The organism is Endozoicomonas sp. PH6C (genome assembly GCF_059322965.1).
The window spans coordinates 4,475,883-4,491,232 of the sequence record NZ_CP185342.1 but is presented as its reverse complement, the minus strand read 5'-3'; the positions used below and the strand labels follow the sequence as shown (position 1 = coordinate 4,491,232).

3 protein-coding genes are annotated in these 15,350 nt (G+C 48.5%); all 3 read right to left on the bottom strand.

The annotated features are described in order from the left end of the window. Window positions 1–119: 119 nt before the first annotated feature. The 3 genes from ACOMG9_RS17015 to ACOMG9_RS17005 all read right to left on the bottom strand — a co-directional run bounded on the left by ACOMG9_RS17015 (window position 120) and on the right by ACOMG9_RS17005 (window position 15,237). Complete coding sequence (locus ACOMG9_RS17015; RefSeq protein WP_494529149.1) at window positions 120–3,098, bottom strand: hypothetical protein; 2,979 nt, start codon at window positions 3,096–3,098, stop codon at window positions 120–122. An 83-nt stretch (window positions 3,099–3,181) separates the two neighbouring features. Beyond that, on the bottom strand, window positions 3,182–9,307 hold the full coding sequence (locus tag ACOMG9_RS17010) for an OmpH/Skp family outer membrane protein (RefSeq protein ID WP_494529148.1): 6,126 nt from the start codon (window positions 9,305–9,307) through the stop codon (window positions 3,182–3,184). 98 nt (window positions 9,308–9,405) lie between these two features. After that, window positions 9,406–15,237, bottom strand: a complete 5,832-nt coding sequence (locus ACOMG9_RS17005; protein ID WP_494529147.1) for a coiled-coil domain-containing protein — start codon at window positions 15,235–15,237, stop codon at window positions 9,406–9,408. Window positions 15,238–15,350: the final 113 nt, after the last annotated feature.

Sequence of the window (15,350 nt, the reverse complement as noted above, 5' to 3'; positions counted from 1 at the left end):
GCTCAGAAGGTAAGCTTACACATGTCTCCATAACCGGTGTTTTGTCACTGCTGTGACAATGCTGGTGGTTGTTAGTTGTCTGATTTATTCACCGGCGCTTTCTTATTATTGTCCTGTTGCTACTCGTAGATGGCTCCAAGAGTGTAGAAGTAAGGAATACTTTCTGCATGGGAGAATGACCATTTGGGCAAATTTTCCCTGAAGTATTTCTCCCAGCCATCCTCATACAGTTTCATGGTGCGATCCCGGCGTTCGCGGAACTGCAGGTAATTTTCGTGTCGAGTCCAGCCATACAGAATGTTGTTTGCTTTAACACCGTTTGCATAGTCTGTATCGGTTTCATCGAAGCTTTGAGGCCTGGCAATAGTCGTACGTTTCACATATTCATCTGTCGTTTCCCCTGCGCCTGTCCAGCGATTAATTCTGTCAAGACTGCGGCCCAGTGGTCCACCCAGCCATTGAGTGAGCATCTTGTTGTCGTTCATAAAGAAGTCGAAAGTGAGGCTCGACGCCAGCGCGAATCCGAAGGTTTGGGCATAGGTGAATCCTGATAAAAGACCATGGGCGTATGTTCCGACAGTGGCTACCGGACCCAATACGAGACCGGCTGTGGCCGAAGCCAGGGTTTTCACTTTTTGTGGTGTCACCCTGTGCAACAGCGGTATCTGAACTCCCTGACCGGAACCCATGGATTTGACTATTTCCGGCACCAGACGGGAAATGCTTCGATACATTTGCGGGTTGGCGTTGTACTGTCGGGCAAACAGCGTGGTGCCGGTTTTCAGCAGAATGACTGAAGACGCGGCTTTGCCCAATGGCATGGCCAGCCCGCCCAGCTCAGAGATTTGTTCAATGCCACGGTGATAGGCATATTGACCGGTTCGGTCAAGATCAACACCATAAGTTTCTAGCCAGTGCTGGAAAGGTGTCAGCATCCGGTGCAGGTAATCACCTCTGTTGGTCAGATCCAGAAGATAGAGGAATGCTATGTTTGAGAGAGATAGCCCGGCGGCCTGCCGGGAGGTGTGGGTCGCCAGCAGGGGTTTGTAGCTGGAGTAGTACCAGGTCACAGCCTGTAACAGGAAGGCTGAGGGTTTGATCCAGTAATCCAGTAGCTGTCGTTCAACCGCTGCGGCGTGGGCCTGCATGAATGTGCCATGGATAATCTTGATGAAGTCTGATTCAGACAGTCCGGCAACATTGGCATAAGGTGTCAGGGTATCCTGAACATGGGTCAGGAATGTTGCCGTCCTGCGGCCATCGTCAAAGGCAATATCATCAAGAACATAGTTGGCAATGACCGCAGCTGCGAACTCTTTCATGCCGGTAACAGACTCTTTCATACCTGCCGGGCGCGGGGCAGTATCACCCCCGCCCGGCTGTGCCTGCCTGTTTCTCGGGGCATTAATCCGTTGTTTATTGGTTTCAGAAGCGTCTGATTTTAGTCCCACAGACTCTTCAGTCGCTGCTTTTTCAGCGTCTGTAACGGTTGTCTGAAGGTGTCGCTTTACCAGAGCTTCCTGCTTCTTGAATTTGGTCTTTTTTGCCCGTTGCTGCTCCAGATTGTTTTGTAACTCAAGCAGCTGTCTGTCCATGTCAATCATGACTTTGGAAGTAAACTCGTCGTCTTTTTCGGAATCGATCTGCGCTTCATTGATATCGCCGATGACGGGTATCGCCTTGCGAATAATCTGAAAAAAGTGCGGGTTCTTAAGAAGATTTCCAAGTACGGGTTTGAAGTCAAACTGTTTTGCGAGTTGATTACACATCTGGGTTGGCGTGATGACTAATGAAGCGATTCTGATGTGCTCCAGTGTGAACTCAAATTCTTCTGTTCCATATGTTTTATCTGGAGTAGCCAGTGCCAATGCCTGCTGGAGAGATTCATAGAATGCAAGTGAACGCGCCGCCAGTTTATCTTCGCGGGAAAGGATCGTCGGTTGAACTTTGTTAACGCCAGCATTGCGCCGCGCAACAAACTTCTCCAGCAGTGCCATCTGCCTGTTTCGAATGACGAACTCGTAACTTCTGATCTTATATCTTCTAAGCATTGTGATTACTGCAGGGGCGGGGTTATTACCTCCGGACTGTACCCAGAGTTTATAGAGGTTTTCTACAAAAGCGACATCATGGGGATTCAACATCTGACCATGAAAAACAATACCCTCCCCCAGAGCTTCTGTTATCTCCAACTTTGGATAGCCCGCAGGCACAGGATAAACCTGTGTGTTATCCTCGAAGTGCTCAACATAGCCGACGGGTTTGTTGTGTGCCAATAGTTCGTTAAGCGCCTGCTGTTGTAAGTCCTCTCCCAGGATATGAACCTGGATGTAGGCAGAGGCGGCAGCCGCCAGAAGAGCCTCATCATTGATAAAGAGTGATTGACCCAGACGATGCCGCTCAGGGGGCTGGTCGCCGGAAGCGATAAGGCGCATGAAAGTGCGTCCATCCACTGCAACTTTTTCGACTTCAATGGTAGCAAGGGCAAGATAGTGATCACTTGAGCCGAGGATTCCTGCTCTGGTGCTGGCAGCTTCCAACAGATCAGCCAGTTGCATGGGGGTGGTGATTTTCGTTAAGGGTTCAAATGGTGGCCTGATATCTAAATGTTCACGAACAAACGCAACTGAACCCTGCTCGGTCATTCCGCCTCTGACTTCAATGACCAGTTTCTCTTCTGCAAGGTTATGGGTGAACCTGAAGATTCCCTCACCATCTACCTTAAGGATTTTGGTGTATTTCTGAGCAACGTCATTCTCGCCTGTTTCAAACTGATCAACACTGGCAACGCCCTCATTACCGATACCATAAAGAGCTTCTGTAAAACTTATACCTATAGTGGGACGAGAATAGTCGTCATTTTCTGAAGGCGCATAGGGATAGGTGGTGGTAAAAGATTTGAGTACTGGTTGCTGGTCATCACCTAAAGTTGGCTGAACCATGACCTCATTGCGGGTATCCTCAGAACCTCCATTGTCCAGAAGCCAGGCATATTTTGTCTGCAGTTTGCGAGCGGCCAGTGCCTCTGTATTAATGATGCAAGAGCTGATTGCAACGGCCACTGCAAGGCTTAATACATTGTGACGGGTATTGCTCATCGATTTTCCTACTTGTCCCACTTCTCATCAGTTTCAAGCTGATCGTCTGAGGCGGCAGTTCGAAAGCTTGATTGATGGGCATTTCACTTCTCAGGAACAGGCACTTTTTTATTATTGTCCTGTTGCCACTTGTAGAAGGCTCCAAAAGTGTAGAAGTAAGGAATGCTTTGTGCATGGGAGAAGGACCATTTAGGCATATTTTCCCTGAAGTATTTCTCCCAGCCATTCTCAAACAGTTTCATGGTGCGATCCCGGCGTTCGCGAAAATGCAGGTAATTTTCGTGCCGCGTCCAGCCATACAGGGTGTTGTTTGCTGTAACAAGGTTTGCGTAGGCTGCATCGGTTTCATCGAAGCGTTGGGGCCTGGCAATAGTCGTACGTTTTACATATTCATCTGTCGTTTCCCCTGCGCCTGTCCAGCGATTAATCTTGTCAAGACTGCGGCCCAGGGGTCCACCCAGCCATTGAGTGAGCATCTTGTTGTCGTTCATAAAGAAGTCGAAAGTCAGGCTCGATGCCAGCGCGAATCCGAAGGTCTGAGCGTAGGTAAACCCTGATATAAGGCCGTGGGCGTATGCGCCGACAGTGGCTATCGGACCTAACACGAGAACGGCTGTAGCCGAGGCCAGTGTTTTCACTTTTTGTGGTGTCAGCCTGTGCAGCAGCGGTATCTGAACTCCCTGTCCGGAACCCATGGATTTCACTATTTCCGGCACCAGATGGGAAATGCTGCGATAGATCTGCGGGTTGGCGTTGTACTGTCTGGCAAACAGCATAGAGCCGGTTCTCAGCAGAATGACTGAAGACGCGGCCTTGCCCAATGGCATGGCGAGCCCACCCAGTTCAGAGATTTGTTCAATGCCACTGTGATAGGCATATTGCCCGGTTCGGTCAGGATCAACACCGTAGCCTTCCAGCCAGTGCTGGAAAGGTGTCAGCATCCGGTGCAGGTAATCACCCCTGTTGGTCAGATCGAGAAGATAGAGGAACGACATGTTCGAGAGGGACAGCGCGGTGGCCTGCCCGGCGGTATGGGCCGCCAGCAGGGGTTTGTAGCTGCAGAAGTACCAGGTGACAGCCTGTACCAGAAAGGCTGAAGGCTTGACCCAGTAATCCAGTAGCTGTCGTTCAACCGCTGCGGCATGGGCCTGTATTAATGTGCCATGAACAGTTTCGATCAGGACTGACTCAGATATTCCAGCGGCATTGGCATAAGGTGTCAGGGTATCCTGAACATTGACCAGGAAGGCTGCCGTCCTGCGGCCATTGTCAAAGGCAATATCGTCAAGAACATAGTTGGCGATGACTGCAGCTGCATACTCTTTCATGCCGGTAACAGACTCTTTCATACCTGCCGGGCCTGAGGCGGTAGAGGGCACAGGAGTAAAGGCACTTTGCATGAATTCATCAGCACCCTGATCGGACAGCATCTGGACAACCTTCCTGAACTCAGGCACCCTGACGCCGTGTTGGTAGCCAAGGAAGTGTTCAAACTCAGCCACTGTCTGATAACCGTCGACATTTCTGACGGCTTTTATATAGTTCTCAAGTTCAACCTTGCTGATCAGACCTTCACGCAGCAGACTTATGATCTTGTTACCGCTGGCAGAATGGGTAGCGAAGTATTCCGGGAAGCTTTTCAGGTACCCTGATTGATGCTTAATGAAGTGAACGGCTGCTTTGCCCATGCTGCGAATTTCGTCGTCGTATTCCAGAGCCCCTTTTTTCATTTCGTGCCTGGCCCGGCGAACAAGCCTGTAGACTTCTTTCAGGTCATTCCCGGGCAGATCCCCAGCAGACTGGAAAGAGGATTCCGGGAAGGCCTTCTTCAGGCTCTTGAAAACTTCCACAATCCCACCGGCCTGTTTAAACGTCAGTTTGCCTCCGACCAGTGCCTGCAAGTGAATCGGTGCAAATTCATCGTCAAAATCGAAAGCCGAAAGGTGTGGTATTTTCTTACCGCTTTCCAGTGCTAACTGTGCCAGACCCATTGTCGCTTCCAGAGCTTGCTTTTTGAGAGAGTGCTGCTCTGCGAAAGCGTTTATAGCGGTCCGAACTTTTACCTGTCCCGGCGAATACTGGAAGGGACCTCCGTCATTTTCGACGGCCTGTTCTGCAGTCTCAAGGACTTCCTTCAATCGCTCAATGTCTGCTTTTCTGATTTCAATTTCATCTTCCAGATAGGCCTGTTCCTGAACCGGATGCCGGACCTTGCCGGCAGTACCCTCATTCCTGCCCGTGACTTGAGAGGACTTTTCCCCGGTTAAAAAGAGTTCACCCTCGACTTCATGGGATTCGCTCCAACCATGGGCATTTGCGTAGTCTTGATTGCTACCAAGCCTGTTCAGTCGGCGATGAAAAACATCCAGCTCACTTTCAGCTTCTGCTAATAACCACCTGGCTCTGGCCGCATCACGGTCAAGCAGGTATCGTGGTTTGGGTCCCAGGCGAGCGAGTTGCCTGTCAAGCTCATTATCAATGGCTGCGATACGCGCATTAACGTCAGGCTGACCCGCTTTGAAAACTTCTTCATCCAGCTGTTGGAGTTTTGCTGTGAAACTTTTGCCTCTCTCTTTAGCAGCAGGGTTTTCATGGGGGTGGATATTTAGCTTGTTCTCCAGAACGATAAGGTGACTTTCCTGTTGTTTTCTGGCTCGCTGATCCGATGCTTCGACGATATGATTAAGACGATCACGAATCGTCGTGCGTTTGATATCCATCTCCAAAGGGTTTCCCTCCAGATCTTCCCAGTCTGGCCTGTTATCCCACCAGAGCACCTTGCGCATCTCGTCCAGCTCGTAATTGGAGATATCATCGGCATCAAGCCTTGTTAGAATCCTTTCCAGTCTTACTGTTTTGTAATCAGCTTCATTAATTTTGATGTTGAGTAATCTTTCCACATGGTCCAGTCTGACCCGGACCTCTTCCTCCGACTGCCGTCTGGCTTCTCTGATGTAAAACCGAATATGTTCAGAAATATACTGACGAAGGACATACACACTGTCCATTTGGTCGAAGTAAATGTGCCCCTGGAGGGCCCTTAATGTGTCACGAAGTGTCGCCAATACCTCAGGCATGAGTTTGGGATGGCCTGGTGTTTTGATGTCTTCCAGTTCAATTTTCAGCTTTGAAAGCTCAAAGAACCTGTCATTTACCTTTGATTCCAGACTGGTGCGGTCTTGCAGACGGGTGTCTTCGGACGGATCAATACCGAGAACTGCTGCCAGAGCGTCTTTTCTGGCTTTGGTGTAAGAATCCTCCCTATCGAGCTGATTACTCATTGCCTTAAGTTGCTGACGCAGACTGTCTTGTTGAGCGTTGATTGTCTCAAGTTTTTGAATCAGGTGTTCTTGTTGAACGTCAGGATCTGCATTGCTATCAAAATCCTGAATGTTTAAATATGCGGCAATGTTTGAATAGCGGATTTGCTTTTCTGCGTCTCTTTCAGCATCTGTTCTGGTGTTCTGTTGTTGAATAAGTTGTTGAGCGATCAGGGCCTGGCGTTGATTAAGCTGTTGCTGAGCGGTCTGGTGACGGTCTTCCAGATCCTTGCCATTGTCCTGGGGCAGACCGAGCTGACTTTCAAGGCTGGTCAGTACACTCTGGATTACCACATTGTTCAGTTCTGCCTTTTGTTGCAGCTGCTGTTGCATGGACTGATAGTAAGCATACAGATCGTTTTCATTGTTCAGTGTAATACCGAGCATGCTTTCCATGGGCGCCAGTCTGGCTTTTACCGCTTCTTCCCATGGCTGCACTGCTGCGGCATCTGTTGCGCCATCTGTTGCAGCAACCGATCTCTTGATTTCAAGAATTTTCTCTCTGATGGCACTGGCTTGTTTATCCAGGGGCTGGGTATCGTCCCAGTTATCAATACCAAGCTCTGCTGCCACTTGAGTGTTGATATCTGCTCTTTTTTCTGCTTCGGCATCACGAACGTTTTTGTTCATCGTTGTAATCAGATCGATCATCTGCTGCAGTTTCTGTAAGTGGTTTTTCTGTGCTTTCAGGTTTTGTTGATATTGACGCCGAGGTTGTTGTTGACTGACCTGAGCCAATTGCAGAAAAAGTTGCTTCAGAATGATCTTTTGACGGTCTTTGGGGTCATCATTGCTATTCGTAACCAAACCGAGTTGACCTTCAACGAAAGCCAGTTGATTCAGGAATACCTCACTGGACTGATCTGCCTGTTGCTGCAGATGATCCAGAATGGACTGAGAGCGGCCACCCAGATTGTTTTCATTGTCCGGAACAATGCCGAGCTGGCCTTCAATCGCTGCCAGTGTTGCTATCATATCCTGTTCCCAGGGCTGTCCTGATGCAACATAATAGGTTGATTGGCCGGTTTCATGAATTTTGTTTTCCAGAAGTCCGGCTTGTTCTTCTGGTGCCAGAGTATCATCCCAGCCATCAATACCAAGCTTTGCTGCCGCACGGGCGCTGCGAACTTTTGCGACTTCTGCCAGGGCATCTCTGACCTGTTTTTGCAGTTCAGGGATTCGTTTGAGCTCCTGCCGAAGCTGATCTATCATGTTTTTCGTCGTCAGGAAATCTTGACGAAGCCGTTCAGACTCACGCTCAAGTGTCTGTTCGGTTCGCTTCAGTTTCTGTTTTTCCTCATCATTGGCAATGGTCATTGCCGTCAACCTGTCTTCTAATTTTTTGGCCGTCATGATGAGTTCGGTCCTGCTTGCCTTGAGCTTTTCCTGGGTACTTACTATCTCAAGCATCTGTTCTCTAATGTCGGCCAGGACTTTAGAGGAAAAGGAAGAAAACCTTGTTTCTTCGGCATCAGCAAAGAGATTCATCACTTTGTTGGCGAAGGATATAAAGTTGTGCAAATTCTGAAAAAAATTATGGTTAGTCAGAAGATTTTTAAGTAAGGGTTTGAAGCTGAAGGTTTTTATGAGCTGCAACTGCATGCAGATTGGCGTGATGAGCGATGTAGCGATTCTGATGTATCCTGTTGTGAACTCAAATTCATCGGTTCCATCCGGATTAGCAGCGGTTAAAGCCTGCTGAAAGGATTCGTAGTAGGCAAGCTTGGCAAGCTTAGCCAGTTTATCTTCGTTAAGTTTGGCATCGTGCTGTGCAGCCAAATCAGCAGCAAACTCTTCCAACAGCGCCATTTGACTGCTTCTGATGACGTGCCTGTAGCTTCTGATGCTGGCTTTTTTAACCTCGGCAGTGAGCTCCAGAAACTGATGCTGTTCCCAGGGGATATGCTGGCTTTCCACAAAAGCGATATCGGTTGGATTCTGTTTCTGACCACGGAAAACAACTACCTCTTCCGAAGCCTGATCCACTTCCAGCTTTGGATAACCAGCAGGCGCAGGATAAGCCTGTGTGTGATCCTCGACGTTTACGACATAGCCGACGGGTTTATGGTACGACAAGAGATTGTCGAGCGCTTCCTGTTGCAGATCTTCCCCCAGAACGTGAACCTGGGCGTAGGCAGAGGTGGCCGCTGCCAGAAGAGCCTCGTCGTTAATAAAGAGCGATTGACCCAGACGCTGCATTTCAGGGGGCTGATCGCCCGAAACGATATGACGCATAAAGCTGCGCCCGTTCACTGCAACTTTCTCTACTTCGATGGTGGCAAGGGCAACATAGTCATCAGCTTCGCCAAGACTTCCTGCTCTTTCGCCGACACCTTTGAGCACTCCGGTCAGTTGTTCGCGATTGGCAACTTTTGTTAAGGGTTCTAATGGTTCAATGTCACCTGATTGGGCACGAACAGCCGCAATTGAATTCTGATCGGTCATTCCTTTTCTGACTTCAATGACCAGTTCCTCCTCCGCAAGGTTATGGGTGAACCTGAAGACACCTTCATCGCCGACCTTGAGCACTTTAGTGTACTTCTGAGCAACGTCATTGTCGTCGGTTTCAAACAGATCAACACTGGTAACGCCAGCCCCGATGCCAGAGAGAACGTCTGTGAAGCCTTCAGAAGGAACCTCATAACCTGCTCTGACTTCAGTTTGATCAGGGTAGCTAGTGGTAAAGGATTTCGGGATAGGCTGCTGATCATGACCTAAGGTTGGCTGAACCATGACTTCACTTTGGGTAAACTCCACCTGTTCATTGGCCTGAATATCGACAGACTTTATTTGCAGCCTGCGATCGGCCAGCGTCTGTGTAGCAATGATGGAGGAGCTGATTGCAACGGCCACTGCAAGGCTTAATGCATCGGGGCGGGCATTTGTCATTCTGCTACCTCAAAGTCGAGTACTTTTATTACCGTTGTTACCGTTATTACTGTGAAAGGTGATTGCAACGACAGGCGAGGATGCAGCTTTTGGTTAAGTTAGTTTGCTGGGGCCGCAGGTAGAAAGTTTGCTTGAGGGGCATTTCTCTTATCATGACCGTGAACTTTCTGATCATCGCCCTTTTGCCATTCGTAGAAGGCTCCAAGAGTGTAGAAGTAAGGAATGCTTTCTGCATGGGAGAAGGACCATTTAGGCACATTTTCCCTGAAGTATTTCTCCCAGCCATTCTCAAACAGTTTTATGGTGCGATCGCGGCGTTCACGGAACTGCAGGTAATTTTCGTGTCGGGTCCAGCCATGCATCCTGTCACTTGCTTTAACCCGGTTTGCATAGGCTGCATCGGTTTCACTGAAGCCTTGAGGCGAAGCAATAGCCGTACGTTGCACATATTCATCCCGGGTTTCACCCACGGCTATCCAGCGATTAATCCTGTCAAGGCTTCGGCCCAGAGGTCCACCCAGCCATTGAGTGAGCATCTTGTTGTCGTTCATAAAGAAGTCAAAAGTGAGGCTCGACGCCAGGGCAAATCCGAACGTCTGAGCATAGGTAAACCCGGATATAAGGCTGTGGGCGTATACACCGGCAGTGGCAATAGGGCCCAGTACGAAACCGGCTGTAACAGAAGCCAGGGTTTTCACTTTTTGTGGTGTCACCCGGTTCAGCAGTGGTACCTGAACCCCTTGTCCGGAACCCATGGATTTCACTATTTCGGGCACCAGACGGGAAATACTGCGATACCTGTGGGGATTGGCATAGTGCTGTCTGGCAAACAGCATAGAGCCGGTTTTCAACAGAATGCCTGAGGAAGCGGCTTTACCCAATGGCATGGCCAGTCCGCCCACTTCGGAGATTTGTTCAATGCCACTGTGGTAGGCATATTGTCCGGTTCGGTCAAGATCAACACTATAGCGTTCCAGCCAGTGCTGGAAAGGTGTGAGCATTCTGTGCAGATAATCACCCCTGTTGGTCAGGTCCAGCAGATAGAGGAATGACATGTTTGAGAGGGACAGTCTGGCAGCCTGCGAGAGGGTGTGAGTCACCAGGAGAGGTTTGTAGCTGGAGTAGTACCAGGTCACAGCCTGTACCAGAAAGGCTGAAGGTTTGAACCAGTAATCACTTAACTGATGCTCAACCGCTGCGGTATGGGCCTGTATTAATGTGTTATGGATAGCCTTGATCAGGTCTGATTCGTGCAGGCCAGCAGCAGCGGCATAAGGCGTCAGGGTATCTTGAATATTGGCCAGAAACGTTGCTGTCCTGCGGCCATTTTCAAAGGCAATATCGTCAAGAACATAGTTGGCGATGATAGCAACTGCATACTCTTTCATGCCGGCAACAGACTCTTTCATACCTGCCGGGCCGGTGGCAGTCACAGTTACAGAATTAAAGGCACATTGTATGAATTCCTCAGCACCCTTGTCGGACAGTAACTGGACAACCTTCCTGAACTCAGGCACCTTGATACCCTGTTTGTAGCCAAGTAAGTGCTCAAATTCATCCACTGTATGGTAATCGTCGACCCCTCTGACGGCCTTTATGTAGTTCTCGAGTTCGTCCTTGCTGATCAGACCTTCACGAAGCAAAGCCGTGATTTTGTTACCACTGGCAGAACGGGCAGCGAAGTATTCCGGGAAGCTTTTCAGGCTACCCGGTTCATGTTCGATAAAGTGAATGGCTCTTTTGCCCATGCCATGAATTTCGTCGTCGTATTGTTGAGCCCCACTTCCCATCTCATTTCTGGCCCTGGACACAAGTCTGTAGACTTCTTCCAGGACATTCAGAGGCTGATCTTCTGAAGCCTTGAGAACGGGTTCCGGGAAGCTCGTCTTCAGCCTTGTGAAGATTTCCACAATCCGACTGGCCTGATTAAAAGTCAGGTTGTCTCCAACCATCGCCCGCAAATGAATGGGGGCCAATTCATCGTCAAAATCGAAAGTCGTAATCCAGTGCACTGTCTTACCGCTTTCTGATGCTAATTGTGCCAGACCCAGGGCAGCATCCAGTGCCTGTTGTTTGAGAGAGTGCTGTTCTGTGAAAGCATCCATAGTGGCCCGAACTTTTGCCTGTTCCGGCGTGTACTGGAATGGACCACCGTCATTTTCGACAGCTTCCCTTGCAGCCTTCAGGACTTGCTTTATTTTCTTAATGTCTGCTTCCCTGACATCCATCTCAGCTTCCAGACGGGCCTGTTGAATCAGTTGCCAGATCTTGCCGCCATTACCATCATCACCACCCAGTTTTAGCTGTTTTTTTCTCAGGGCATTAACCCGGTCTTTATAGCTGTCAGATGCTTCTGGTTTGAGACCTGCGGCTTCTTCAGCGGCGTCAAGAGCCGCTCTATGATAATCCCTCAGAGCGTTTTCTGCTTTTGAGACAGCCTGACTTTTCTGCTCAAGGACTAAATCCGGCAGATCGCTGCCTCCAACATTGATCATCTCTTGTCTTTTTCGGTCCAGATCCTCTTGTGTATTCGTCTGTTCAAGCCGGGCATTGGTGAATTCCATACTTCTCCTGTCGTGCTCATGCAGGAATTCCGTGATCTGAGTGTATTTTTTTCTGGTTACAGACAGTTCATCCTCAACTTCATTGGTTTTGTCCAGGGCATGAGTATCCGCATAGGCTGAAATGGCAATATAGTAATCATCTTCTTCCAGTAAACCGAGGTCACTTTTAATCCGAATGTTATGAGTTTTTACGACAGCATGCAGTTTATCAAAGATTTCTTTTCGTCTATTTGCACTGTCTCTTCGAAGAATGCGTTTAATGTCGTCTATTTGCTCTCGAATGGTTTGCTCGGTATCTGCAGGCAGGCCTAATTCAAGCTGAATTTCTTTTATTGCCTGAATGAGAAGCTTTGCGTCTTCATCCACGCTAGCAGTACCGACGTCAGGATGAGCCAGAATTACCATTTTTTTTCGGCAAAGAACGCTCAGTTTGCTGCGAACACCTGCCAGCATTCTTTCAGCTTCTTTTAATATCTTTCTGGCATAGGCAACATTACGATCAAGGACGTATCGGGGTTCAGGGCCCAGACGAGCCATTAGCTTGTCAAGCTCAATTTCAATGGCTTCAATACGCTCATCAACGTCAGGCCAGCCTGCATTGAAAACTTCGTTATCCAGCTGTTGGAGTTTTGTTTCAATCAGATTGTTCTGGTCGTCTATAGTGGCGTCTTCTTCATAATCCTTAATATCGAGTTGATGAGCCATTTCATTGTTTATGGCTCTTTTGATACCTTCATCAAAGACATTGTGTAGCTCATCCATGGATGTCTGAATTTCGGTTCTTAGAACCTCCTTCTGATCTGACAGGTTATCATTCTCTTCAAATACTATATTCAGATCTTTGGCCAGTTTGGCAATGAAAGCCCGGCCTCTTTTTTTGGCGGCAACGTTTTCATGAGGACAGATACCCAGCTCGAACTCTATAGCGTCGAGCAGATTTATCTGATTTTCTTTGGCTTGTTCATCCAGGTACAAATCTTCAACATTATAGGCAAGACTCGCATGAAGCATCTTTAGTTTGAGACCCCTGTCGTCCAGAGTTGTCCTGGCTTCTTTCCAGAGGGTTTGATCTATCTGATCCAGAATGGATTCCGGTATATTATCGTCATCAATTGCTGCAAGAATCCAGGTAAGTCTTGCTGCCTGGTCATTCTCTTCATTGAACCTGATGTTGAGTATTTCTTCTATTGCTTCCAGCAGTTCTGGTTGTTCTATGGCTCGCTTACCCGGGCCCGATTTTCCGAATTTGTAGCGAAGATGTGCAACAAGCTTTATGAATTTGAGGTCCTTCTCGTCCATAGCTTCGCTTTGATAGGTCCAGAGGGTATTATCTATCTCATCCAGGATGCCATCGGAGAGGTTATCGCCGTCAAGCATTCTACGAACCTTGGTCAATCTTGTTATTTTGTCATCCTCTTCACTGATTTTGATGTTGAGTACTTCTGCTGTGGCTTTCAGAAGGTCCAGAGCAAATTCCTCTAACCGCTGTCTGGCGTTACTGATGAATCTATGCATGTCTTCAGAAATCCCATGGCGACGGATATAAACATCGTTGTTTTCATCAAGATCACTCATCTCAAGGGCTTTTTCCACGTCACTCAGTGTTTCAAGTACCTCCGGCATGGCTTTGGGGTGGCCTGGTGTTCTGATGTCATCCAGCTCTTTCTCCAGCTCTGCAAGTCTGAAGAGCCTGGAATGTAAGGTTGACTCCAGGGCGACGCGTTCTTCTGGTGTGTTATCTTCATTCAGTTCAATACCCAGAGCCGCTGTCAGAACAGATTTTGTGGCTCCGATGAAAGAATCCTCTGTTGCGATCCTGGCCTCTATTGTCTTCAGCTTTTCCAGCTTGCTTTCCATCTCAAGCAGCTCCCCGGCAAAATCGCCAATGAGCCTGGAGGCAAATCTATCGCCTTTGTCAAAAGAATCGCTGGACGGCTCATTATAAAAATAATCGCTATTGGCTTTGTTGAAAACGGGTATTACTTCGTGAGTATCCTGAACAAAATGCTGACTGGTCAGAAAATTTCTAAGCGCAGGTTTGAAGCCGAAGTGTTTAGCGAACTGAATATGCATCCAGGTTGGCATGATGTACAGCGAGGTGAATCCGACGTGTGGCATTGTTAATTCAAATTCATCTGCTCCAACTGAAGTAGCACTGGTCAGTGCCTGCTGAAGATATTCGAAGAATGCAAGCGTCCCCAGTTTCTCATCGTATTCTTCACCCGAGTCAAGTCCGGCATTGTACCGTTCAGCGAACTCCTCCAGCATTGCCATCTGCCTGCTTCGAATAACGTACTGGTAGCTTTTGGCTTTGTCTTTTTTAACCCGTACTGTTGTTTGAGGAGTGGGGGCATTGCAGCCATACTTATCCCAGATGTCATGGAGACCTTCCACAAAAGCGACATCGGTCGGGTTTTGTTTCTGACCTCGGAAAACAATAATCTTTTCCGGAGTCTCAGTCACTTCCAGTTTAGGATAACCAGCAGGCACAGGATAAACCTGTGTCTCATCCTCGACATGTACGACATAGCCTACGGGTTTCTGGTATGACAACAGAGCGTCCAGAGTATCCTGTTGTAAATCATTCCCCAGAACATGGACCTGGATATAAGCAGAGGTGGTAGCTGCTAAAAGCGCTTCATCATTGACAAAGAGCGATTGGCCCAGACGCTGCAGTTTGGGAGGCTGATTGCCTCCGGCGATAAGGCGCATGAAGGAACGCCCGCTCACATCAACTTCGCCTACTTCAATAGTGACGAGGTCAATATAGTTATCAGCTTCGCCGAGGTTTCCCGCTCTTTCATGTGCACCTCTGAGCACTCCGGCCAGTTGTTCGGGACTGGCGATTTTTGTCAGGGGTTCTAATTGCAGGTTGTCACCCAGTTGAGCACGAACCGCCGCAATTGAATCCTGATCGGTCATTCCTTTTCTGACTGCAATGACCAGTTTCTTTTCTGCAAGAGTATGGGTGATCCTGAAGACTTCCTCGTCAGAGACCTTCAGGACTTTGGTGTACTTCTGAGCAACGTTATTCTCACCTGTTGCAAACAGATCAACGCTGGAAACGCCACCATCAATACCAGGAAAAACGTCCGTGAAACCTTCAGAGGGAACGACATAGCCCGCTCTGGCCTGAGTCTGATCAGGGTAGGTGGTTGTGAAGGATTTGGGTATTGGCTGCCGGTTATGACCTAAAGTGGGTCCAACCATGACCTCACTCTGGGTAAACTCCACATGTCCATTGTCCGAAATATCGACAGATTTTGTCTGCAGTCTGCGACCAGCCACTGCGTCTGCAGCAATGATCGAAGAGCTGATTACAACGGCTACAGCAAGGCCTAACGCATTGAGGTGAGCATTTGTCATTCTACAACCATAGAGCTGAGTACTTTTATTACCGTGAAAAGTGATTGTCACACACACAGAGGGATCAGCTTTTAAGTACTTAATTAAGGTAGTCTGCTGAGGTTGCAGGTGGA

Bases quoted from the DNA above. Each gene is read 5' to 3' on its own strand.
- ACOMG9_RS17015 (WP_494529149.1), bottom strand. From the start codon at position 3,098: ATGAGCAATACCCGTCACAATGTATTAAGCCTTGCAGTGGCCGTTGCA.
- ACOMG9_RS17010 (WP_494529148.1), bottom strand. From the start codon at position 9,307: ATGACAAATGCCCGCCCCGATGCATTAAGCCTTGCAGTGGCCGTTGCA.
- ACOMG9_RS17005 (WP_494529147.1), bottom strand. From the start codon at position 15,237: ATGACAAATGCTCACCTCAATGCGTTAGGCCTTGCTGTAGCCGTTGTA.